We start from the raw sequence: 20,252 nt of genomic DNA, 5'->3' as shown, positions 1-20,252 counted from the left end.
GCGTCAGAACGCGCTCAGCGCCCGCTCGGCCCCGGCGACCGCCGCGACCGGGTCGGCCGTCTCCAGCAGGACCTCGTAGCGGCGCTCGCCGGTCGCCAGGGCCGCCACCTCGTAGGACCCCCGCGGGAGCACGCCGATCCACACCGGCAGGATCCTCCGTTCACCCGGCAGGTGCACCGGAGCAGTGGCGAAGCGCAGCACGGCGTGGCTGTGGAACGGGTGGAACCGGGACAGCGTGCTGCGCCGGGCCGCGCGGACCAGGGGCAGCAGGACGGGCGGCGTCCCGGGCGGCCGGCATCCCGGGCGCGGGTGGTCCCGCAGCCCGGCCACCCGCTCCCGTTCGTCCCACGCCGCCTGCGGCGACCCGTCGCCGCTCCGCTGCCGACCGCCCATGTACCGCCCCCCGTGAACCGTCCGCCCCGGACCCGGATGCCGTTCGTGTCCGACCGGCCACTGTACGGGCCCGGCGGCCCGGTGTCAGGACGGGCGGAGCTCCAGGGTGCAGCACTTGGGGCCGCCGCCGCCCTTGAAGAGCTCGGAGAGGTCGACCGGCACCGGTTCGAAGCCGGCCCCGGCCACCCGGGCGGCCAGGGACTTCGCCGCCTCGGGGAGCAGCACCCGGCGGCCGTCGGAGACCGCGTTCAGGCCGAAGACCTCGGCGTCCTCCCGCTCGGCCAGCACGGCGTCCGGGTAGAGGCTGCGCAGCAGCGCCTGGCTGTCCGGGGTGAACGCCGCCGGGTAGTACATGATCTGGTCGTCGGCGAGCACGGCCAGCGCGGTGTCCAGGTGGTAGAAGCGCGGGTCCACCAGCTCCAGGCCGAGCACCTGCCGGCCGAACACCTCCCGCACCTCGGCGTGCGCGGCCGGGTCGGTGCGGAAGCCCGAGCCCGCCAGCACCCGGCGGCCGACCAGCAGGTGGTCCCCCTCGCCCTCGTTGACGTACTCCGCCTGCCGCACCTCGCGGTAGCCGCCGGCCCGGAACCAGGACGCGTGGGCCGCCGACTCGGCGGCGCGCTGCGCGTGCCGGAAGGTCGCGACCAGCACCCGGCCGTCGAGCACGGTCGCACCGTTGGCCGTGTAGACCATGTCCGGCAGGCCGGGCACCGGCTCGATCAGCTCCACGGTGTGGCCGAGCTCCTCGTACAGCGCGCGCAGCCGCTCCCACTGGCGGACGGCGAGCGAGGTGTCGGTCGGCTGCGCGGGGTCCATCCACGGGTTGATCGTGTACTCGACGGTGAAGTACGTCGGACGGCACATGAGATAGCGCCGCGGCTTCGCGGTGCGCTCCGGGAATCGGGTGGGCATGCGGCGACCTCCGCCATCGGGGGCGTGACTCGGGACAGGGCTCGGACGGGACTGGGGGGCGTGACCGGGAGGGGGCCGGTGGCATCCACCGCCGGCGCCCGTCGGCTCAGAGGGCGGCTGCCCCGAACGGACCGTTCGCACACCCGGGCAGGCCGATCCGGCGGCGCAGTCCCCCCGCGCACCCGGCGCGCCCGTCCGCGCGCACCGGGCGCACGAGGGCGCGCACCACGGCACGTGGCCGATCTCACGTACCGCCACCGGCCACCTACGGTGGCGTAGGTCACTTCAGACAGTGAACTATCTCTTTCATGCCGAACCTCCAGGAGACTCTTGACCTCGATTCGTACGTCGCCCTCGGGGACAGCTTCACCGAAGGGCTGAACGACCCCGCCGCCGACGGTGCCTTCGCCGGCTGGGCCGACCGGCTGGCGGCGCTGCTCGCCGCGGGCCGGCCGCCGGGCGGCTTCAAGTACGCGAACCTCGCGGTGCGCGGCCGGCTGCTGGACCAGATCGTGGCCGAGCAGGTGCCCGAGGTCCGCCGCATCCAGCCGGACCTGGTCACCTTCTGCGCCGGCGGCAACGACATCCTGCGCCCCGGCAGCGACCCCGACGAGGTCGCCGAGCGCTTCGAGGCCGCCGTCGCCCAACTCGCCGACTCGGCGGGCACGGTGCTGATCTGCACCGGCTTCGACACCCGTGGCGTGCCGCTGTTCAAGCACCTGCGCGGCAAGATCGCGACCTACAACGGGCACATGCGGGCGGTCGCCGACCGGCATGGCTGCAAGGTGGCCGACCTCTGGTCGCTGCGGGCCGTCCAGGACCGCCGGGCCTGGAGCGAGGACCGGCTGCACCTGTCCCCCGGGGGCCACCAGCGGGTCGCCCTGCTGGCCGCCCGCTCGCTGGGCCTGCGCACCGAGCAGGACCCGGAGGCCCCGTGGCCGTCCGCCCCGGCGGTCTCCTCCGCCGAGTTGCGCCGGGAGAACCTCCAGTGGGCGCGCGAGTTCCTGCTGCCGTGGGTCGGCCGCCGGCTGCGCGGCGAGTCCTCCGGCGACCACGTCGAGGCCAAGCGGCCCGAGCTGATGCCGCTCTGACGAGCCGTCAGGCCGCCTGTCGGCGCGCCGCCCTCACGCCCAGGTGCGCGAGAGCGGCCAGCGCCGCGCCGACGAGGTAGCAGAGCAGGTCCGGCGGGTTGAAGGTGGAGCCGAGCACCAGCCGGGCGAGGGTGCTGCGCCGGGCGAGGTCGTCGGGCACGCCGGTGAGCTGGAACAGTTCGACGGCCCAGCTCAGCCCGGCGGCCCAGGCCGCCGCCGGCCACGGCCGCAACCGCGGTGCGAGCAGCACCACGAGGGTGTACAGCAGCACCGTGTAGAGGGCGTCGCCCGCGTACTTGGCGGCGTCCCCGCCGCCCACCGCCCGCACCCCGAGCCCCGCCGCCGCCGTCAGCCCGGCCGCCACCACGGCCGCACCGCGAACCGCCCACCGCCCCCGAAGATCGTCCACCACCGAACCCTAACCCGCCCACCACCACCGGAGATCGTTCACCACCGCACCCCGAACCGCCGCGGCAGGCCCGGAACCGTTGCCGCTCCTCCCGCGTCCCTCCCTGCCGAAAGGCCGCGCAGGCGGCCCGGTAGCCTGCTGGCCGGCCCGTACGGGGCCGGGTCCGTGCAGGTCGCGGGCGGGAACGACTCAGAACAGGGCGGGGCGCAGTGACGCAGCTGACCGAGACGGTGATCGGGTCCGGGATACCGGCGGACGGGGTGGGGGCCCAACGGGGGGCCGGGCGGCGGTTCACCGTCGAGGGTTTCGCGCCGGGCCGGGACGGCGGGGCGCGGGCGCGCGGCAAGGCCCTGCGCAACGGCAGCCCGCGTGAGCAGCACGCCGCGTTCGCCGCGGCCGCCGACCGGCCGACCGCCGTCGAGGCGATCGAGGCCTCCAACGCGGGCCGCCTCACCGACCTGGTGCCGATCCGGCTGGGCCGGATGTCCGCCACCCCGTTCGCCTTCCTGCGCGGCTCGGCCGGTCTGATGGCCGCCGACCTCGCCAGCACGCCGACCAGCGGCACCGTCGCCCAGCTGTGCGGCGACGCGCACGCCGCCAACTTCGGCCTGTACGGCGATGCCCGCGGCCGGCTGGTGATGGACATCAACGACTTCGACGAGACCGTGCCCGGCCCGTGGGAGTGGGACCTCAAGCGCCTCGCCGCGAGCCTGGTGCTGGCCGGCCGGGAGGTCGGCGCGGACGAGGCCACCGCCCGCCAGGCCGCCTTCGACGCCGCCGGGGCGTACCGCCGCACCATGCGCACGCTGTCCAAGCTGTCGGCGCTGGACGCCTGGAACGCCGTCGCCGACGAGCAGCTGGTCTCCTTCGCCGAGGCGCACGACCTGGCCGAGGTGCTGGACCGGGTGGCGGCCAAGGCGCTGCGCAACACCGGCGCGCGCTTCGCCGCGAAGTCCACCGTCCGCTCGGAGGAGGGCGGTTGGCGGTTCACCGCCGCGCCGCCGGTGCTCAGCGAGGTGGCCGACGGCACGGCCACGGCGGTCGCCACCGCGCTCGGCCCGTACGTGCGCACGGTGCCGGCCGAGCTGCACCCGCTGCTGACCCGGCACCGGGTGCAGGACGTGGCGTTCCGCGTGGTGGGCACCGGCAGCGTCGGCACCCGCTCGTACGTGGTGCTGCTGACCGACCACCGCGAGCAGCCGCTGGTGCTCCAGGTCAAGGAGGCCCGGCCCTCGGTGCTGCTGCCCCACCTGACCCGGGCCGGGTACCCGGTGACCGCGCCGGACAGCCACGAGGGCCGCCGGGTGGTGCTCGGCCAGAAGCGGATGCAGGTGGTCAGCGACCCGCTGCTCGGCTGGACGACGGTGGACGGACTCCCCTACCAGGTGCGGCAGTTCCGCAACCGCAAGGGCAGTGTGGACCCGGCGGCACTGCTGCCCGCCCAGCTCGACGACTACGCCCGGATCACCGGCGCCCTGCTCGCCCGCGCGCACGCGCACACCGCCGACCCGGGGGTGATCAGCGGCTACTGCGGCAAGACCGAGGTGCTGGACGAGGCGGTGGCGGCGTTCGCGGTCGCCTACGCGGACCGCACCGAGGCCGACCACGCCGATCTGGTGGCGGCGATCCGGTCGGGCCGGCTCCCGGCCGAGCACGGCATCTGACCGGCGGGGCCGGGCCCGGTGCGTCAGGGCCCGGCCCGCGGGCCCCGCTCAGCCGGACGCCCGCGTCCCCTCCCGTGCCGCCTCCGGCGTCCGCGCGGGTACGCCGGCGCGGGCCGCCTCCGCACGGGCCTTCTCCTCGCGCGCCGTCGCCCGGCCGGCCAGCACCGAGGCCAGCACCGCCAGCGCGGCGAGCGCCGCACAGACACCGCTCGCCCACGCGTACGCCGCCCGGTGCCCGCCGCCTCCGGCGGTCGCCCGCAGATAGACGCCGGAGAGCGCCGAGACGCTGACCGCCGCCGCGATCCGCTGCGCCATCTGCAGGATCGCCCCGCTCACCCCGGCCGCCTCGGCCGGCGCGTGCCGCAGCACGAACGCCTGGTTGGGCGCCCCCATCAGCCCGGCCGAGGCGCCGCCCAGCAGTTGCAGCAGCGCGAGCAGCCAGGGCAGCACACCGGCCGGCGCCCGCAGCGCGACCAGACCGCCGGCCAGCATCACCAGCGCCGAGCCGGCCACACTCGCCGTGACGGTCCGCCGGCCGAAGCGCTGCACCACCCGCCAGGCGAACGCCGAGGCGAAGCCCATCGCGACCGCCGAGGGCAGCGCCACCAGGGCCGCGCCGAGCGGCGACAGGCCGAGCCCGTCCTGCAGGAACATGGTCAGCACCAGCCCGGCCGCCAGCGAGGAGCCGAACTGGGTCATCGCCACCGCCGTCCCGAGCGCGTACGGCGCCGAGCGGGTCAGCGCGGGGTGGATCAGCGGTTGGCCGCCGGACCGGGCGAAGCGGCGCTGCCACCGGGCCAGCGCGGCCAGCAGCAGGACCGCGGCGGCGGCGAAGCCGAGCCGGCCCGCCCAGCCGGGCGGCTGGACGAACGGCAGCATCAGCGCCAGGGTCAGCGCGCCGACCAGCAGCAGCCCGACCAGGTCGAGGTCGGCGCCGCGGGTGCTGGGGCGCGGACGCGGCAGGTGCCGGGCCGCCAGCACCACGGTGGCGAGTCCGAACGGGACGTTGAGCAGGAAGCTCAGCCGCCAGCCGTGCTCCGGCCCGACGGCGGCGAGCACCGCGCCGCCGACCGGCGGGCCGAGGGCGAAGGCGAGGCCGCCGGTGACCGCGTACATCCCGAGCGCCCTGGCCCGCAGCTGGCCGCGGAAGACGTCCTGGATGGTGCCGATCATCTGGGAGTTCACCAGTCCGGCACCGGCCCCCTGGAGCAGCCGGGAGGCGACCAGCACCCATGGCTCGGTGGCGGTCGCGGAGAGCAGGCTGACCAGGGTGAACAGGGCGAGGCCGCCGACGAAGAACCACTTGCGGCCGCGGACGTCGCCGAGCCGCCCGCCGGGGATCAGGGCCAGGCCGAAGGCGAGCGAGTAGCCGGCCACGATCCACTGCAGGTGGGCGGGCTGGGCGTGCAGCGACTCGCGCAGCGCGGGGATCGAGGTGTTGAGCACCGACTGGTCGATGAGGGTGGTGAACCCGCCGGCGACGCAGACCAGCAGGACCCGCCGCCCGGCCGCGTCGAACTTCTCCTTGGCCGGCGGCAACCCGGGTATCGCGGCGGTCCCGCGCGTGCCCGGCCCGCTCGCGCCCGGCCCGCTCGCGTCCAGGCCGCTCATGGCTCGACCACCACCAGCGCGTAGCGGGCGCCGTCCGGGCCGGGGCAGCGGAAGCGGGTGGTCTCGGGGACGAAGCGCAGGCAGTCGCCGGCCTCCAGCAGTTCCTCGGCACCGTCGACGGTGAGCGCCAAGCGGCCCTCCAGCAGCCAGAGGTGGTGCTCCCGGCCGGTGTCGCAGGGCTTGTCGTAGGCGATGTCGCCGCCGGCCGGGAGCCGCCCCTCGATCACCTCGGCCCGCAGCGAGCCGTGCGGCGGCGAGACGGAACGCCGGACGAACCCGGTCGCCTCGTCCCGCCAGACCCGCTGGTCGGCCGCCCGCACCAGCCGCGCGGGCGCCGCCTCCACCTCGGCGAGCAGCCGGGACATGCTCCGCCCGTACACGGCGCAGAGCCGCCCGAGCAGCGCCGCCGTCGGGCTCACCTCGGCCCGTTCCACCCGCGAGAGCGTCGAGCGGCTGACGTCCGCGCGCCGCGCCAACTCCTCCAGCGTCCATCCGCGTTCGACCCGCAACTCGGCGAGCCGCTCCGCCAACCGCTCGTCGGCGGCCGTGTCGATTCCCATATCCGTGATGCTATCCCGGATCCGGGAACGGCTCGGCCGGTCCGTCGAGGGTTCCGGGCCATCGAACGGGCGATCATATGATGTGCGCGATCACGGGCCGAACGGCCCACGCGAAACACGGGGGAACCACATGTTCGGCATCATCAGACCCTGCCGTCACCGCCTGTCCGAGCGGTTGCAGGCCAGCTGGATGGCCCACCTCTGCGGACTCTGCCTGGCCCTGCGGGACGACCACGGGCAGTTGGCCCGGACCGCCACCAACTACGACGGGCTGATCATCTCGGTGCTGGTCGAGGCCCAGGCCGCCGCCGGGGACGGCGCCGGGCGGCGCACGGCCGGGCCGTGCCCGCTGCGCGGCATGCGCACCGCCTCCGTCGCACGGGGCGAGGGCGCCCGGCTGGCCGCCGCCGTCTCGCTGGCCCTCGCCTCGGCGAAGATCCGCGACCACGTGGAGGACCGGGACGGCGTCTTCGCCCGGCGGTCCGTGGCGGCGGGTGCCCGGGCGGTCACCCGGCGCTGGGACCGCAAGAGCGCGGGCAGCGCCTCGGTGGTCGGCTTCGACACCGCCGTCCTGCTCGACGCGGCCTCCCGACAGGGCGGGCTGGAGCGCGCGCTGCCGGTCGGCGGCTCGGTGCTGCTGGTCACCGAGCCCACCGAGACCGCCACCGCCGCCGCCTTCGCGCACACCGCCGCGCTGGCCGGCCGGCCCGGGAACGCGGCGCCGCTGGCCGAGGCGGGGCGGCTGTTCGGGCGGCTCGCGCACCTGCTGGACGCCGCCGAGGACCAGGAGGCCGACGCCACGAGCGGCGCCTGGAACCCGCTGACCGCCACCGGCACCGACCGCGCCGAGGCCGAGCGGCTCTGCCGGGACGCCGTGCACGGCATCCGGCTCGCCCTGCGGGACGTCGAACTGGCCGACCGCACCCTGGTGCACGTGCTGCTCGCGCACGAGACCGAGCGCGCCGTCGAGCGGGTCTTCGGCCGGGCCGGTCACACCGCCTGCCGGGTCAAGGCCGAGGACGGCGACGGCACCCCGCTCGCCGCCAACCCCTACCAGGCGCCGCCGCGGCAGGACCCGGACCAGGCCCCGCCGCAGGACCCCGGAGCACCGGTCCCGCCGTGGGTCCCGCAGGGCCCCGGCTTCACCCCGCCCGGCGCGCCGCCGCCCAACGGCCGCAACCTGCTGGCCGGTTGCGCCGCGTGGGCGCTGATGGGCTGTACCTGCCAGCTGCTCTGCTGCAACCACAACGACCCGTTCTCCGGCGAACCCCGCGAGGGCTTCTGCGCCCGGCACGACTGCTGCGACATCGGCGAGTGCTGCTGCGACGGGTGCCAGTGCTGCGGGGAGAACGCGAGCTGCTGCGGCGGCTGTTGCGACGGCTGTGACGGCTGCGACTGCGGCTGCGACTGCTGAGCACCGCCGCCGGGGCACGCCCCCAGGGGGAGCCGGACCGCGCCGGACGGCGTGCCCGGGACCGGTCCGGCTCCCCCTCGCGGCGTACCGTCGCTCCACCGGCGGAGCGACGTGCCGATGGCCCGGGCGAACCTAACGTGGCGTCATGTCGAAGAACCGACGGTGGCGTTCCGCCGCCCTGACGATCATGTCCACCACCCTGGTCCTCGCGTTGGCCGGACCGGCCACCGCGCTGGCCGGCGCGGCCCCGGCCGCACCCCTGAACGTGGCCGCCGCCGCAGCCGGCGGCACCGCCCACTCCGCGAGGCCGCTGGTGCCCGCCCCGACCGCGCACCGGCCGGTCGGGACGGCGTCCGTCCGCCTGGTCGACGCGAGCCGCCCCGACCCGTGGCGCGCCGATGCGCCGACGCGCGAGCTGATGGCCACCTTCTGGTACCCGGCGGACTCGCCCCGCGGCGCCCACGCGCCCTACATATCACCGAAGTTGTCCCGCGCCCTGTACGACCTGGACGAGCCCGCCACGATCCGGACCAACGCCGTGGCCGACGCCCGGCCGGCCGCCGGACGGCACCCGCTGATCCTGCTCTCCCCCGGCTTCGGGATGAGCCGCAGCACGCTCACCGCCCTCGGCGAGGAGTTCGCCGCCCGGGGATACGCGGTGGCCGCCGTCGACTCCACCTACGAGACCTCGGTGGAGTTCCCCGACGGCCGCATCGAGTCCTGCCTGGCCTGCGGACTGGAGGGGAAGGACCCGGAGTTCGGCGCGAAGTCCTCCCGCGCCCGGGCCGCCGACCTGCGCTTCGTGCTCGACAAGCTGACCGCGCCGGGGCACGGCGGCCCGGTCCGCGGCCTGAGCATCGACGCCTCGCGGGTCGGCGCCGCCGGGCACTCGCTCGGCGGGGCGGCCGCCCTGGAGGCGATGCGCGAGGACCCGCGGATCAAGGCCGCCGCCAACCTGGACGGCAGCATCTGGATCCCGGCGGGGGACGACACCGGGCGCCCGGCCCTGCTGTTCAGCGCCGGGGTCGGCGCCTCACCGGAGGCCACCCAGAACTGGGAGGACAACTGGAAGCGGTTCACCGGCCCCCGCTACTGGGTGGAGATGCCCACCGCCGGGCACCTGTCGTTCTCCGACGAGCACTGGCTGGTCGACAACCTCGGCCTGCGTGACCAACTGCCGCCGGACACCTACCGGGAGAGCTTCGGCACCATCAACGGGAACCGCGCGCTCGCCGCCACCCGCGCCTACCTGGGCGCGTTCTTCGACCGGCACCTGCTCGGCCGGCCGGCCCCGCTGCTCGACCGGCCCTCGCGCGCCTTCCCCGAGGTGCGCTTCACCAAGTAGCCCACAGTCGCCGCCCGTCCGCGCGCCGCGCTGCCACAGCGGCAGCACCGCGACGCGCGCGGCCGGGCGGTGCTCATCCATCGCGGCCCGGCGCCGTTCTCGCCGCCGGAACCACCCCGGTGCGGCGGTCCGCCGCCAGCGAGTCCTCCAGCCGGGCCAGCAGCACCCGGAAGCGGTCCGCGTCCTCGGCCGTCATCCGGCCGCCTTCGGCCGGGGCCCGCACGCCCCGGTCCACCGTCGTTCCCTCGTTCATGCCCCGACGGTAGGGCCTGACGATCAACGTCGGATAAACGGAGCGGCAGTTGTCGCTACGCGCGCCCGAGCACCCGGTCCACGGTGATCTCGATGACCACCCGGTCCGGGTTCACCCGCGGCTCGCGGTAGCGCTCGGCGTACCGGCGCTCCGCCTCGGCCACCTCCTGCGGCGCGTCGCGCACCACGGCCACGCCCTCCAGCGTCGACCAGCGCGCCCGGTCCACCTGGCAGACCGCCACCCGCTGCCCGGCCTCCCCGGCCGCCAGCACGTTGCGCACCTTGCGGCTGGTGCGGCTGCTGATCACCCGCGCGACGCCGGTCCCGGGATCGAACGTCACGCCCACCGGCACCACGTGCGGCGACCCGTCCGGGCGGTGGGTGGTCAGGGTGGAGATGTGCCGCTCCCGCCAGAAGGCGAGGAAGGCGTCGTCGAGCGCACGCGGGTCATGGGCCATGCCCGCGATCGTACGTGCCCGGGCCCGGCGGAGGACCGCCGGGCCCGGGCCTCGGGTGCCCCCGCGCGCTCAGTGGCCGCGGGTGATCCAGTCCTGGAGGGACGGGGCCTCGGCGCCGATGGTGGTCGGGTCGCCGTGGCCGGTACGGACCACCGTGTCCGCGGGCAGCGTGAGCAGCCGGTCGCGGATGGAGTCGATGATCGTCGGGAAGTGCGAGAACGAGCGGCCGGTGGCGCCCGGGCCGCCGTGGAAGAGGGTGTCGCCGGTGAACACCGTGCCGAGGTCCGGCGCGTACAGGCAGACCGCGCCGGGGGCGTGGCCGGGCGTGTGCAGCACGGTCAGCCCGGTGCCGGCCACCTCGATCCGCTGCCCGTCGGCGAGTTCCCCGTCGGGGAGGCGCTCCGGGTGGGTGAGCTTCCACAGCGGCAGGTCGTCCGGGTGGAGCAGGATCGGCGCGCCGGTGCGCGCCGCGAGCTCCGGGGCGGCGTCGATGTGGTCGTTGTGCGCGTGGGTGGAGACGATGGCGAGCAGCCGGCGCCCGGCCAGCGCCCGCTCGATCGCGGCGGCGTCGTGGGCCGCGTCGATCACCACGGCCTCGGTGTCGTCGCCGACGATCCAGACGTTGTTCTCCACCTCCCAGCTGCCGCCGTCGAGTTCGAAGGTGCCGGCGGTGACGAGCCGGTCGACGCGGGCGGTCGTGTCGCTCACAGGACCACCACCGAACGGAGCACATCGCCCTGGTGCATGCGCTCGAACGCCTGCTCCACCGCGTCGAGCCCGATGGTCTCGCTGACGAAGGCGCCGAGGTCCAGGCGGCCCTGGAGGTAGAGGTCGATCAGCATCGGGAAGTCCCGGGAGGGCAGGCAGTCGCCGTACCAGGAGGACTTCAGCGCGCCGCCGCGCCCGAACACGTCGAGCAGCGGGAGCTCCAGCTTCATCTCCGGCGTCGGGACGCCGACCAGGACGACGGTGCCGGCCAGGTCGCGGGCGTAGAAGGCCTGCTGGTAGGTCTCCGGGCGGCCGACCGCCTCGACGACCACGTCCGCGCCGTGGCCGCCGGTCAGCTCGCGGATCGCCTCGACCGGGTCGGTGCTCTTCGAGTTGACGGTGTGGGTGGCACCGAGCTTCTCGGCGGTGGCGAGCTTGCGGTCGTCGATGTCCACCGCGATGATCTTCGACGCGCCGGCCAGCCGCGAGCCCAGCACGGCCGCGCCGCCGACACCGCCACAGCCGATCACCGCGACCGTGTCGCCGCGGCCGACGTTGCCGGTGTTGATCGCGGCGCCGATGCCCGCCATCACGCCGCAGCCGAGCAGCCCGGCGACCGCCGGGTCGGCGGCCGGGTCGACCTTGGTGCACTGGCCGGCGGCGACCAGGGTCTTCTCGGCGAACGCGCCGATGCCCAGCGCCGGGGACAGCTCGGTGCCGTCGAGCAGCGTCATCCGCTGCTTGGCGTTGTGGGTGTTGAAGCAGTACTGGGACCGGCCCCGCTTGCAGGCGCGGCACTGGCCGCAGACGGCGCGCCAGTTGAGGACGACGAAGTCGCCGGGCGCGACCTCGGTGACGCCCTCGCCGACCGTCTCCACGATGCCCGCGGCCTCGTGGCCGAGCAGGAACGGGAACTCGTCGTTGATCCCGCCCTCGCGGTAGTGCAGATCGGTGTGGCACACGCCGCAGGCCTGGATCCGCACCACCGCCTCGCCCGGCCCGGGGTCGGGCACGACGATCGTCGTCACCTCCACGGGCGCACCCTTGGCGCGCGCGACGACTGCCTTGACCTGCTGGCCCATCCGGTTCCACCTCCGTCGGCCGGTGCCGCTCTGCACCGGCGTGACCTGCGTCGACACGGTCGGTCGACACGAGTCGGACGACTCGCCCACGAAGCGTAGCGCCCGGTCCGGCGGCGGGTCGGGGAGCGTCCCGGGTGATCCGGCTCACCGCGGTGGCCCACCCCGGGGCGCACCACCGGGCGCGCGGTCACCGTCGGGCGCCCCCGGGCCGTCGCCGCGTTCTCACCATGCCCACGGTTCCCCGGCGTTGGCCGGAAACCTCGCTGACGACGGACCGTCGCCCACGTACGGTCGTAGCGAACCCGGCACACCCGGCACACCTGTCGGCCGGCCCGCCCGTCCCCCGCGCACCGCCCGGATCCACCCCCCGCCGGCCGCCGTCCGCGGCGGCCACCGCCCTGGAGACTGGAGTACGGATGTCCGCCGACAACAGTGCCACCGGTGCCGGAACCGGTACCGCCACTCCCCCCGGCCCGGCCCCGGCCGTGCTGCCGCCGCTGCACTGCCTGCGCCTGACCGCGCCCGGCCCGCCCCGACTGGCCGCCCTGCCCACCGGCACCCCGGTCTGGCTGGTCAGCCGGCACAGCGACGTCCGGCAGGTGCTCACCGACCCGCGCCTGGGCCGCGCCCCGCTCCACACGCCGGACGCCCCGCCGCTCACCCTCACCCCCAACCTGCTCGACGACCCGAACGGGCTGCTCAACATCGACGGCGTCGAGCACCAGCGGCTGCGCCGCACCGTGCAGCGGGCGTTCACCCCGCGCGCCATCGCCCGCTGGCGCCCCTGGGTGGCCTCGGTGGTCGAGGGCCTGATCGACGAGCTGATCGACGGGGGCTCGCCCGCCGACATCGTCTCCGGCTACACCCGTCCGCTGCCGGTGGCCGTGATCAGCCGGCTGATGGGCCTGGACCTCCTCGACAGCAAGCGCCTGGAGCACTGGAGCGACCACGCCCTGGCCACCACCGCCTTCACGGCGCAGGCCATCCGCACCGCCATGGACGAGTTCGCCGCGTTCGGCGCCGAGGTCGTCGCCGAGCGGCGCGCCGCGCCCGGCGACGACCTGGTCAGCGGCCTGCTGACGGCCGCCGCCGACACCCCCGGGGTCACCGAGGAGCAGATCGTCACGCTCGTCATCGGCCTGGTCGTGGCCGGGCACGAGACCACCATGACCTCGCTCGGCAACGCCCTCGTCTACCTCCTCGGCGAGGGCCGCGACGCCTGGGAGCAGCTCGCCTCCGACGAGCAGAGCGCAGCCGCCGCCACCGAACAGCTGCTGCGGGTCGTCCCGCTGGGCGACGCCGACGTGCTGCCCGGTCTGCTGCGGCGGGCGGCGGAGGACGTCGAGATCGGCGGGGTGCGGATCCCCGCCGGCAGCGTGGTCGCCGCCGACGTCAACGCCGCCAACACCGACCCCGGGGTGTTCACCGGGGACCTGCTGACCGAGCTGTTCTCCCCGCTCGCCGCGCCGATGTACACCTTCGGCGCCGGACCGCACCACTGCCTGGGCGCCTGGCTGGCCCGGATGGAGCTGGAGCTCGCCCTGCACCGGCTGGCCCGGCGGCTGCCCGCGCTGCGGCTGGCCGCGCCGCAGGAGGCCATCGACTGGCGGCGCGGCCTGCTGACCCGCAGCCCGCAGCGGCTGCAGGTCGCCTGGTGACCGGCCACGGCACGGCCGGGACCGGGCCGGAGGTGATCGTCCAGGTCGACCGCGACCGGTGCATCGGCTCGGGCATGTGCGCGATGACCGCACCCGGCTCGCTGGCGCTCGGCGCCGACGGCCTCGCGCGGCCGTTGCGCGAGCAGCCGACCGGCGCCGCCGGGGAACCGCTCACCCCGGAGCTGACCGACGCCGTCGACTACTGCCCGGTCGAGGCGCTCACCCTGTACGGCACCCGCGACGGCCGCCGGATCAGCCCCGCCGGGTGACCGTCCGGCTCGCTGACCGCCCGTCGGCGCCGCGCCCCCGCCCGCGCGGCGCCGACGGCGCTCCGGAGGAACCCGGGGGTCAGCGGGCCTGTTCCAGCGCGCGCCGCACCTCGGCCGCCGGGTCGCCCTCGTGGTACGGGCGCTCGCTGTCCTCGATGTGGTCCAGGAACTCCTGGTACCGCAGCGCGTACCCGAGGTGGAACAGCGGAGGGGCCAGCTCCAGCGCCCGCTCCGGCGCGCAGCCCGGCACCCGCTCGCGCCAGGCCCGCGCCCACTCCCCGGCCAGCTGGGCCCACCGCTCCCCGGACACGAAGGCCCGGGGCCGCAGCGCGTCGGCCACCGGGTGGCCGAGGCAGGCGTCCGCGAAGTCGAGGACCACCGGCCCGCCGCCGTCGGAGCGCCAGTTGCCCGGGTGGAAGTCGCCGTGCACCACGGTCTCCGGCAGCCCGCAGGCGGCCAGCTCCTCGACCAGCGCGGGCAGCCTCCCGGCCAGCGCCCGGGCGGCGGCGAGCTCCCCGGCCGTCAGCTCCGACCCGGCGGCGAGCCGGTCGAGCAGCCCGGGGACGGCGGCGGCCAGCGCGCGCGGGGTGCGGTCGCGCAGCCCCGCCGCGGCGGCCCGGCCGTCGGCCGCGAGCGCGGCCTGCGCGGCGACCAGCCGCGGCACGACGTCCGCCACCGCAGCCTCCGACGGGCCCCAGCAGTCCTCCCCGGGCACCTCGTCCAGCAGCACCCGCCCCTCGGCCGGGTCGGCGGCGAGCACCACCGGCACCAGCGCCGGGTCGGCGGCGCCGAACAGCGCGATCGCCTCCGCCTCACGAGCGTTGAACGCCGGGTTGATCGCCTTCAGCCAGACCGGGCCGGTGGCCGTCGGCAACCGGAACAGGCCGGACAGGTTCCAGGTGCGGACCTGCCGGGCGCGCCCGGTGACCGGCCGTCCGGCCGCCGCCAGCGCCCGCTCCGCCCAGTCGAGCGCCGCCCGCAGCCCCTGCGGCGTCGCCCAGCCGGCCCGCCGCTCGGCCGGCCCCAGCAGCGCCGCGGTCCCGGCGTCCGCCGGCCGTGCGGCCCGTCCGTCCGGGCGCTCCAGCGCCTCCACGTGGTACACCGGGTGCCCGCCGCGACCGCCCTCCCCGCCGGTCACCGCGACCAGCCGGACCACCGCCACCGGCACCCCGACCTCGCCCGAGACCCGCTCCACCACCGACCCGACCGACGACCACCACGGCTCCCCCACCTCGAAGGGACCCACCGGCCCGAGGTAGTCGCCCCCGTGGGTGAGATGGACACCGACCGTCCGCACATCCGCTTGATTCACCGTGGCAGGTTCCCGCACCCGCCCCACCCGCGCGACCGGTTTTCGGGCCGGGGTCCGGTCGGGGCGGCGGCCTCGTCGGATCACCGCCCCGAGCCGCGTGTTCTGATAGCCCGCATGACCACACCCCCTGCCCCCGCGACCACGGCGGTCTGCCCCTGCGTGATCTGCGCCGCCGAGGAGACGAAGCGCTCCGGCTCGATCCGCTCGCTGCTCCGCCGACCGGGCGGGGCGCCCCGGGTCTCCCGGCGCTGGAAGCGCGCGGCGGGGGACGTCCTGACGCACGGCCACCACGTGGTCGGCGTCGGGGGCGGCGGGTCCGTCCCCGACTGGGCTTTCACGGTGGGCCGCTGGCACACCGATCGTCTCCCGGAGCTGGCGATGTTCGGGCTGGACGCGTACGGCCAGATGAACTGGCTCAACGAGGCCGTGGCCCGGCTGCGCGAGGGCGCCTCCGCCGAGCCGGACAGCCTGCTCACCGGGGTGATCGACGGCTACCCGCTGCTGGTCAGGCCCGTCGATGCCGGCTGGCTCCGGCCGCTGCTCGGCACGGCCGTCGGGTTCTACCGCCGCGCCGCCGTCCCGGTGCTCCAGCTGCTCTGGCCCGACCGGAACCACCGCTGGCCCTGGGACCCGGAGGCCTCCCCCGGCTGCCGGGCGCAGCCTCGGCTCTGGCTGCCGGTCGCCGCCCATCCGGAGGGTGTCTGGACGGAGGAGGCGGCGTCGGCCGAGGCGGACGCCGCCCCCTGAACCCGGCGGACCCCGCCTGCTCTACGGGATGGCCACCGCCGCGCCGGAGACGCGAACGCGTGGGGCCGCCGAGTGCAGGTCGACGTGGAGCATGCCGGGGCGGCCGAGGTCCTCGCCCTGGTGGAGGGTGACGGCGGCCGGGGCGACGGCGGGGTCGAGGGCGCGCAGGTAGGCGCCGAAGGCGGCGGCCGCCGCGCCGGTGGCCGGGTCCTCGACGACGCCGCCGACCGGGAACGGGTTGCGGACGTGGAAGACGTCGGGGGCGGCGCGCCAGACCAGCTGGAGGGTGACCAGCTCACGGGCGGTCATGAAGGCGGCGAGGCCGTCGAAGTCGTACGCGAGCCGGGCCAGCCGCTCACGGGTGGCGGCGGCCAGCACCAGGTGCCGGGCGCCCGCGTAGGCGCAGCGGGGCGGCAGCGCAGGGTCGAGGTCCTCGGGTGCCCAGCCGAGCAGGGCGAGCGCCTCGGTGACGTCGGCCGCGTCCACCTCGGTGACCTGCGGCTCGACGCTGGTGAGGGTGGCGCGCAGGCCGCCGTCGGGGTCCTCGGCGACCTCGACCGGCACCTCGCCCGCCGCCGTGCGGTAGAGGTAGTGCCCCGGGCCGACCCGCTCGGCCAGCGCCACGGCGGAGGCGACGGTGGCGTGGCCGCAGAACGGCACCTCGGTGAGCGGGCTGAAGTAGCGCACCGCGTAGCCGCCCGCCGGGTCGGGGGTCAGGAAGGCGGTCTCCGAGTAGCCGACCTCGGCGGCGATCGCGAGCATCCGCTCGCCGGACAGGCTGGCCGCGTCGAGCACCACGCCCGCCGGGTTGCCGCCCGCCGGGTCGGCGGCGAAGGCGGCGTAGCGCAGGATCTCGGGTGCGCCGGGGGCGGCGTCGTCACTGGTCATGACCGCTCGAACGTGCCCCGTCCGCTCCGTGTTCCCCGTCACCGCAGCACCGCTTCCAGCAGGTCGGTGCCGAGCCGGGCGCTGCCGGCCAGGTCGAGCTGGTAGTGCATGTACCGCCCGCGCCGATGGGTGGTCAGCAGGCCGGCCTTGCGGAGCACCGCCAGGTGCCGGGACACCTCGGGCGCGCTGAGCTGCCAGGCGGCGGCGAGCTCGCCGGTGGTGTGCGGGCCGCGGGCGATGGTGCGGGCGAGCCGGAGCCGGACGGGGTGGGCGAGCGCCTCCAGCCGCTGCTGGACCACCGCGAGCGAGACCGGTTCGGTCCCGCCGCCCTCCTCGGCGACGGGGTACTGCACCACCGGCCGCCAGCCGGGCGCGGAGACCACCAGCAGGTGCGGACGGCCGAACGCGGTCGGGACGAAGGTGACGCCGCCGCCGGCGGTCCCGCTGGTGGTGTTGTCCTGCAGCTTGTCGACGACGATCCGGCGCCGCCCCTCGCCGGTGTCCTCCAGCTGCACCGCGGAGGAGACGGCAGCCAGTGCCTCGGCCGCGCCGTGCCGTACCAGCAGGTCGGTCTTGCGGCGGGCGTCGGAGGCCAGTTCGGGCAGCACCCGGCGCCAGGCGTCGGCGAAGAAGGCGTCCGCGCAGTCCTCCAGCAGCCGCCGGACCAGTGCCCGGACGGCGGGCGGGTCGGTGAGCAGCCGGTCGGCGAAGTCGGCCTGCCGGGGGCCGCGGGCCAGGGCCAGGTCGCGGGCCCGCTCCTGTGCGACCGGGTCGGTGAGCGGCGAGGCGAACCGGTGCGCCAGCCGGGAGGCGCCGCAGGTCATCACGAGGGCGGCCCGGACGTACTGCTCGTCGTCGATCCGGTCGACGGCGTCCAGTTCCTCGGCGAGGGTGGCGCCGGGCAGTCCGGGGACCAGGAAGTCGGCGCGCGAGGAGCGCCAGAGGAACTCCGCCTCGCCGAGCCGGTCGGCGAGCGCGGGCGGGACGGTGGCCGTGGTACTCGCCGCCCAGCCGTGCAGGGCGGGGTGGTGCGCCGGTTCGGCGAGCACGTGCAGCATGGCGCTGAGCTCGGCCAGCGGGGAGGGGGTGAACAGCAGGCGCTCGTCGGGCAGGCCGGTGATGTCGATGGTCAGGCTCACGACTCCGATCCTGTCAGCTGCGACGACGGCACCCGGCACCGATTGGCGGGACTCGTCAATCGACGTGCCCTCCAGGCGGGCGCGGGCCGACGGTACCGGTCATGAACCCGACCCGAACCCGACCGCACCGTTCCCCCGCCCCCTCCCCCGCCCGGTCCCCCGCACCCTCCCCCGCCCCACCGGAGCCCCGCAGCGGACCGGCCGCCCTGCTCGGCCTGCTCACCGCCGCGGGCGGCCCGCGCTACGCGGCGGCGCTGCTGGTGGACGCCCTCGGCACCGGCCTGCTGCGGCCGTTCCTGCTGCTCTACGGCATCGGCGTGCTCGCCCTGGACGCGGGGACGGCCGGCCTCGCGATGTCCGCGGGGATGGTCGCGGGCCTGCTCGTCCTCCCGCTCACCGGCCGGTGGATCGACCGGGGCGCCCGCAGCCGGCCGGCGGCGGCGACCCTGTTGGTGCGGGCGGCCGGGGCGGTGACACTGCTGCTGTCCGACGGCACGCCGGGGTTCGTGGCGGCGGCCGTGCTGCTCGGGGTGGGCAGCCAGTCCTGGCCCGCCACCCACGCGGCCGTCGTCACGACGCTCACCGAGGGCCGCACCCGGGACGCCGCGCTGGCGGCCGGGCGGACGCTGCGCAACGCCGGACTGGGCGCGGGCGCGCTGCTGGCCACCCTCGCGGTGGCGGGCGGACCGGGGACGCTGCGGCTGCTCGCCGGGGTGACCGCCGTCGGGTGCCTGCTGTCGGCCGCGCTGGTGCACTCGCTGCGGGTGTCCGCGCCCCGGACGCCGTCAGCCCCTGCCGCGTCCGAGGGCCCTGCGGGCACCGGGCCCGCCGGGAGCCCGGCGCTGCGCCGGATCACCCTGCTCAGCGTGGCCAACCTGCCCTTCGCCTTCTCCTTCGACGTCCTGGAGGTGGCCCTGCCGGCGCTGCTGGTACTGCACCTGCACGCCTCCGCCGCCTGGTCCTCGGGCATCTTCGTGGGCAACACCGTGCTGGTGATCACCCTCCAGCTGGCCGTGGTGCTCCGCCTCGCCCACCGCTCCCGGCACACCCTGCTGGCCCTCGGCGGCACCGCGCTCGCCCTCTCCTACCTGGGCTTCTGGGCGGCCTCCGGGATCGGCGGCACCGCCGGGGCGTCCGCCGTGGCGGTGGTGTCGGTGCTCTTCACCCTCGGCGAGATCCTCTACTCCGGCTCGGGCACCGCCCTGGTCGCCGCGAGCGCGCCGCCGCACCTGCTCGGCCGCGCCCTGGCCCGCTGGGAGCTGTCGATGGGCGTCGGCCGCGCGCTCGCCCCGGCCGTCCTCACCGCCCTGCTCGCCGCCGGGCCCGGCGTCCTGTGGCCGTCCCTCGCCGCCGTCACCCTCCTCGCCGCGGCCGCCGTCGCCCGCCTCCGCCCGGCCGGCTGAGGATCGGCGCTGCGGCCCGGGGTGCGGACCGGGGCGCGGCCCGGGGTGCGGGCGGGCCCCCGGTCGCCGATCCTGGGCGGCGAGGCACGCGCGCGCACGCGCACGGCTCCGGTCGTGAGGAAGGACACCGCATGAGCGCCCTCGACTTCGAGGTCATCGACAGCCCGGACAGCTCGCTCGACAAGACCTCCGTGCTGGTCACCGGGCCGCAGGACGCGCTGCTGGTGGACGCCGGGTTCACCCGGTCCGACGGGCGGCGGCTGGCGGACCGGGTGAAGGCGAGCGGGAAGCGGCTGACCACGGTGTTCGTCAGCCACGGCGACCCGGACTTCTACTTCGGCGCCCAGGAACTGCAGGACGTCTTCCCACAGGCCCGGTTCCTGGCCACCGCGTCGACGGTCGAGCACATCCAGGAGACCTTCGACGCCAAGAAGCGGGCCTGGGCGCACCTGGGGCCGGAGCTGCCGACCCGGTTGGTGCGCCCGGAGGTGCTGCACGGCGACGAGCTGGTCTTCGAGGGGCACCGCTTCGAGCTGCGCGGCGCGGACTTCCACCTGCCGGACCGGCACTACCTGTGGCAGCACCACCACCGCGCGGTGCTCGGCGGCGTGCTGCTGTTCCAGGGGCTGCACGTGTGGACGGCGGACACGCCGACGCCGGAGCAGCGGGCCGCCTGGATCGACCTGCTGGACGGCATGGCGGCGCTGGAGCCGGCGTTCGTGGTGGCCGGGCACCGCACGGACGGCGCGCCGACCGACACCTCGTCGATCGACCACACCCGCGACTACCTGCGGGCCTTCGAGACGGAGATCGGCCGGGCGCCGGACGCGGCGGCGGCCAGGGCGGCGCTGGAGCGGCGCTTCCCGGAGCTGGGCATGCCGCTGGCGGTCGACCTCGGGACGAAGGTCGCCAAGGGCGAACTGAGCTGGGGCTGAGT

21 protein-coding genes are annotated in these 20,252 nt (G+C 76.3%); 9 read left to right on the top strand and 12 right to left on the bottom strand.

Features of this window, described 5'->3' with window-relative positions:
- Positions 1-3: 3 nt before the first annotated feature.
- Both ACFVUH_RS24740 and ddaH read right to left on the bottom strand, forming a co-directional pair.
- Positions 4-393, bottom strand: coding sequence for a hypothetical protein (locus tag ACFVUH_RS24740; protein WP_387915385.1), 390 nt, complete (start codon positions 391-393; stop codon positions 4-6).
- 84 nt (positions 394-477) lie between these two features.
- Positions 478-1,305 (bottom strand): dimethylargininase, encoded by an 828-nt coding sequence (ddaH, locus tag ACFVUH_RS24735; RefSeq protein WP_355376087.1) that lies wholly within the window; start codon positions 1,303-1,305, stop codon positions 478-480.
- 308 nt (positions 1,306-1,613) lie between these two features.
- On the opposite strand from ddaH, the gene ACFVUH_RS24730 reads away from it, so the two are divergent.
- Positions 1,614-2,396, top strand: a complete 783-nt coding sequence (locus ACFVUH_RS24730) for an SGNH/GDSL hydrolase family protein (protein WP_387915384.1) — start codon at positions 1,614-1,616, stop codon at positions 2,394-2,396.
- Positions 2,397-2,403: 7 nt separating this feature from the next.
- On the opposite strand, the gene ACFVUH_RS24725 is transcribed toward ACFVUH_RS24730, so the two are convergent.
- Positions 2,404-2,805: a DUF2809 domain-containing protein gene (locus ACFVUH_RS24725; protein WP_355376092.1), complete on the bottom strand. Its 402-nt coding sequence runs from the start codon at positions 2,803-2,805 to the stop codon at positions 2,404-2,406.
- 209 nt (positions 2,806-3,014) lie between these two features.
- Here ACFVUH_RS24725 and ACFVUH_RS24720 point away from each other — a divergent pair, with 209 nt between their 5' ends.
- Positions 3,015-4,469 (top strand): DUF2252 domain-containing protein, encoded by a 1,455-nt coding sequence (locus tag ACFVUH_RS24720; protein WP_387915383.1) that lies wholly within the window; start codon positions 3,015-3,017, stop codon positions 4,467-4,469.
- A gap of 48 nt (positions 4,470-4,517) precedes the next feature.
- Here ACFVUH_RS24720 and ACFVUH_RS24715 read toward each other — a convergent pair whose 3' ends face one another.
- Both ACFVUH_RS24715 and ACFVUH_RS24710 read right to left on the bottom strand, forming a co-directional pair.
- Positions 4,518-6,080, bottom strand: a complete 1,563-nt coding sequence (locus ACFVUH_RS24715; protein ID WP_387915382.1) for an MFS transporter — start codon at positions 6,078-6,080, stop codon at positions 4,518-4,520.
- Positions 6,077-6,640: an XRE family transcriptional regulator gene (locus ACFVUH_RS24710; protein WP_355376098.1), complete on the bottom strand. Its 564-nt coding sequence runs from the start codon at positions 6,638-6,640 to the stop codon at positions 6,077-6,079. Before ACFVUH_RS24710 ends, ACFVUH_RS24715 begins: the two co-directional genes overlap by 4 nt.
- A gap of 130 nt (positions 6,641-6,770) precedes the next feature.
- On the opposite strand from ACFVUH_RS24710, the gene ACFVUH_RS24705 reads away from it, so the two are divergent.
- Positions 6,771-8,054, top strand: coding sequence for a DUF5685 family protein (locus ACFVUH_RS24705; RefSeq protein WP_387915381.1), 1,284 nt, complete (start codon positions 6,771-6,773; stop codon positions 8,052-8,054).
- Between the two features lie 145 nt (positions 8,055-8,199).
- A complete protein-coding gene (locus ACFVUH_RS24700) occupies positions 8,200-9,399 on the top strand; it encodes an alpha/beta hydrolase family protein (protein WP_387793827.1) in 1,200 nt (399 codons plus the stop codon).
- 73 nt (positions 9,400-9,472) lie between these two features.
- Here the strand turns inward: ACFVUH_RS24700 and ACFVUH_RS24695 are convergent, their stop codons facing one another.
- The 4 genes from ACFVUH_RS24695 to ACFVUH_RS24680 all read right to left on the bottom strand — a co-directional run bounded on the left by ACFVUH_RS24695 (position 9,473) and on the right by ACFVUH_RS24680 (position 11,899).
- The gene (locus ACFVUH_RS24695) at positions 9,473-9,652 is read right to left on the bottom strand and encodes a hypothetical protein (protein WP_355376106.1); all 180 of its coding nucleotides are present in this window, start codon (positions 9,650-9,652) and stop codon (positions 9,473-9,475) included.
- 55 nt (positions 9,653-9,707) lie between these two features.
- Complete coding sequence (locus tag ACFVUH_RS24690) at positions 9,708-10,109, bottom strand: TIGR03618 family F420-dependent PPOX class oxidoreductase (RefSeq protein ID WP_355376109.1); 402 nt, start codon at positions 10,107-10,109, stop codon at positions 9,708-9,710.
- A gap of 69 nt (positions 10,110-10,178) precedes the next feature.
- Positions 10,179-10,817, bottom strand: a complete 639-nt coding sequence (locus tag ACFVUH_RS24685; RefSeq protein ID WP_355376111.1) for an MBL fold metallo-hydrolase — start codon at positions 10,815-10,817, stop codon at positions 10,179-10,181.
- Entirely contained in the window at positions 10,814-11,899 is a 1,086-nt protein-coding gene (locus ACFVUH_RS24680) for an S-(hydroxymethyl)mycothiol dehydrogenase (protein ID WP_355376113.1), read from the bottom strand. The genes ACFVUH_RS24685 and ACFVUH_RS24680 overlap by 4 nt, the downstream gene beginning before the upstream one ends.
- Positions 11,900-12,315: 416 nt before the next feature.
- On the opposite strand from ACFVUH_RS24680, the gene ACFVUH_RS24675 reads away from it, so the two are divergent.
- Both ACFVUH_RS24675 and ACFVUH_RS24670 read left to right on the top strand, forming a co-directional pair.
- Positions 12,316-13,557, top strand: a complete 1,242-nt coding sequence (locus tag ACFVUH_RS24675; protein WP_387915380.1) for a cytochrome P450 — start codon at positions 12,316-12,318, stop codon at positions 13,555-13,557.
- A complete protein-coding gene (locus tag ACFVUH_RS24670) occupies positions 13,554-13,826 on the top strand; it encodes a ferredoxin (protein ID WP_387915379.1) in 273 nt (90 codons plus the stop codon). The genes ACFVUH_RS24675 and ACFVUH_RS24670 overlap by 4 nt, the downstream gene beginning before the upstream one ends.
- A 79-nt stretch (positions 13,827-13,905) precedes the next feature.
- On the opposite strand, the gene ACFVUH_RS24665 is transcribed toward ACFVUH_RS24670, so the two are convergent.
- Complete coding sequence (locus ACFVUH_RS24665) at positions 13,906-15,138, bottom strand: aminoglycoside phosphotransferase family protein (protein ID WP_387915378.1); 1,233 nt, start codon at positions 15,136-15,138, stop codon at positions 13,906-13,908.
- 114 nt (positions 15,139-15,252) lie between these two features.
- On the opposite strand from ACFVUH_RS24665, the gene ACFVUH_RS24660 reads away from it, so the two are divergent.
- Positions 15,253-15,885, top strand: coding sequence for a DUF4262 domain-containing protein (locus ACFVUH_RS24660; RefSeq protein WP_387915377.1), 633 nt, complete (start codon positions 15,253-15,255; stop codon positions 15,883-15,885).
- Between the two features lie 21 nt (positions 15,886-15,906).
- Here the strand turns inward: ACFVUH_RS24660 and ACFVUH_RS24655 are convergent, their stop codons facing one another.
- The gene (locus tag ACFVUH_RS24655; protein WP_387915376.1) at positions 15,907-16,773 is read right to left on the bottom strand and encodes a PhzF family phenazine biosynthesis protein; all 867 of its coding nucleotides are present in this window, start codon (positions 16,771-16,773) and stop codon (positions 15,907-15,909) included.
- Between the two features lie 38 nt (positions 16,774-16,811).
- A complete protein-coding gene (locus ACFVUH_RS24650; RefSeq protein WP_387915375.1) occupies positions 16,812-17,912 on the bottom strand; it encodes a DUF5937 family protein in 1,101 nt (366 codons plus the stop codon).
- A 101-nt stretch (positions 17,913-18,013) separates the two neighbouring features.
- Between ACFVUH_RS24650 and ACFVUH_RS24645 the strand changes: the two genes are divergently transcribed.
- A complete protein-coding gene (locus ACFVUH_RS24645; protein WP_387915374.1) occupies positions 18,014-19,315 on the top strand; it encodes an MFS transporter in 1,302 nt (433 codons plus the stop codon).
- A 131-nt stretch (positions 19,316-19,446) separates the two neighbouring features.
- Entirely contained in the window at positions 19,447-20,250 is an 804-nt protein-coding gene (locus ACFVUH_RS24640; protein WP_387915373.1) for an MBL fold metallo-hydrolase, read from the top strand.
- Positions 20,251-20,252: the final 2 nt, after the last annotated feature.

The organism is Kitasatospora sp. NPDC058032, assembly GCF_042885845.1.
Classification (GTDB): domain Bacteria; phylum Actinomycetota; class Actinomycetes; order Streptomycetales; family Streptomycetaceae; genus Kitasatospora.
This window is presented reverse-complemented; position numbering and strand designations above follow the sequence as displayed.

Excerpts from the sequence above, each read along its gene's own strand:
- ACFVUH_RS24740 (WP_387915385.1), bottom strand. The coding sequence starts at position 393 with ATGGGCGGTCGGCAGCGGAGCGGCGACGGGTCGCCGCAGGCGGCGTGG.
- ddaH (WP_355376087.1), bottom strand. The coding sequence starts at position 1,305 with ATGCCCACCCGATTCCCGGAGCGCACCGCGAAGCCGCGGCGCTATCTC.
- ACFVUH_RS24730 (WP_387915384.1), top strand. The coding sequence starts at position 1,614 with ATGCCGAACCTCCAGGAGACTCTTGACCTCGATTCGTACGTCGCCCTC.
- ACFVUH_RS24715 (WP_387915382.1), bottom strand. The coding sequence starts at position 6,080 with ATGAGCGGCCTGGACGCGAGCGGGCCGGGCGCGAGCGGGCCGGGCACG.
- ACFVUH_RS24710 (WP_355376098.1), bottom strand. The coding sequence starts at position 6,640 with ATGGGAATCGACACGGCCGCCGACGAGCGGTTGGCGGAGCGGCTCGCC.
- ACFVUH_RS24705 (WP_387915381.1), top strand. The coding sequence starts at position 6,771 with ATGTTCGGCATCATCAGACCCTGCCGTCACCGCCTGTCCGAGCGGTTG.
- ACFVUH_RS24700 (WP_387793827.1), top strand. The coding sequence starts at position 8,200 with ATGTCGAAGAACCGACGGTGGCGTTCCGCCGCCCTGACGATCATGTCC.
- ACFVUH_RS24695 (WP_355376106.1), bottom strand. The coding sequence starts at position 9,652 with ATGAACGAGGGAACGACGGTGGACCGGGGCGTGCGGGCCCCGGCCGAA.
- ACFVUH_RS24690 (WP_355376109.1), bottom strand. The coding sequence starts at position 10,109 with ATGGCCCATGACCCGCGTGCGCTCGACGACGCCTTCCTCGCCTTCTGG.
- ACFVUH_RS24680 (WP_355376113.1), bottom strand. The coding sequence starts at position 11,899 with ATGGGCCAGCAGGTCAAGGCAGTCGTCGCGCGCGCCAAGGGTGCGCCC.
- ACFVUH_RS24675 (WP_387915380.1), top strand. The coding sequence starts at position 12,316 with ATGTCCGCCGACAACAGTGCCACCGGTGCCGGAACCGGTACCGCCACT.
- ACFVUH_RS24660 (WP_387915377.1), top strand. The coding sequence starts at position 15,253 with ATGACCACACCCCCTGCCCCCGCGACCACGGCGGTCTGCCCCTGCGTG.
- ACFVUH_RS24655 (WP_387915376.1), bottom strand. The coding sequence starts at position 16,773 with ATGACCAGTGACGACGCCGCCCCCGGCGCACCCGAGATCCTGCGCTAC.
- ACFVUH_RS24645 (WP_387915374.1), top strand. The coding sequence starts at position 18,014 with ATGAACCCGACCCGAACCCGACCGCACCGTTCCCCCGCCCCCTCCCCC.
- ACFVUH_RS24640 (WP_387915373.1), top strand. The coding sequence starts at position 19,447 with ATGAGCGCCCTCGACTTCGAGGTCATCGACAGCCCGGACAGCTCGCTC.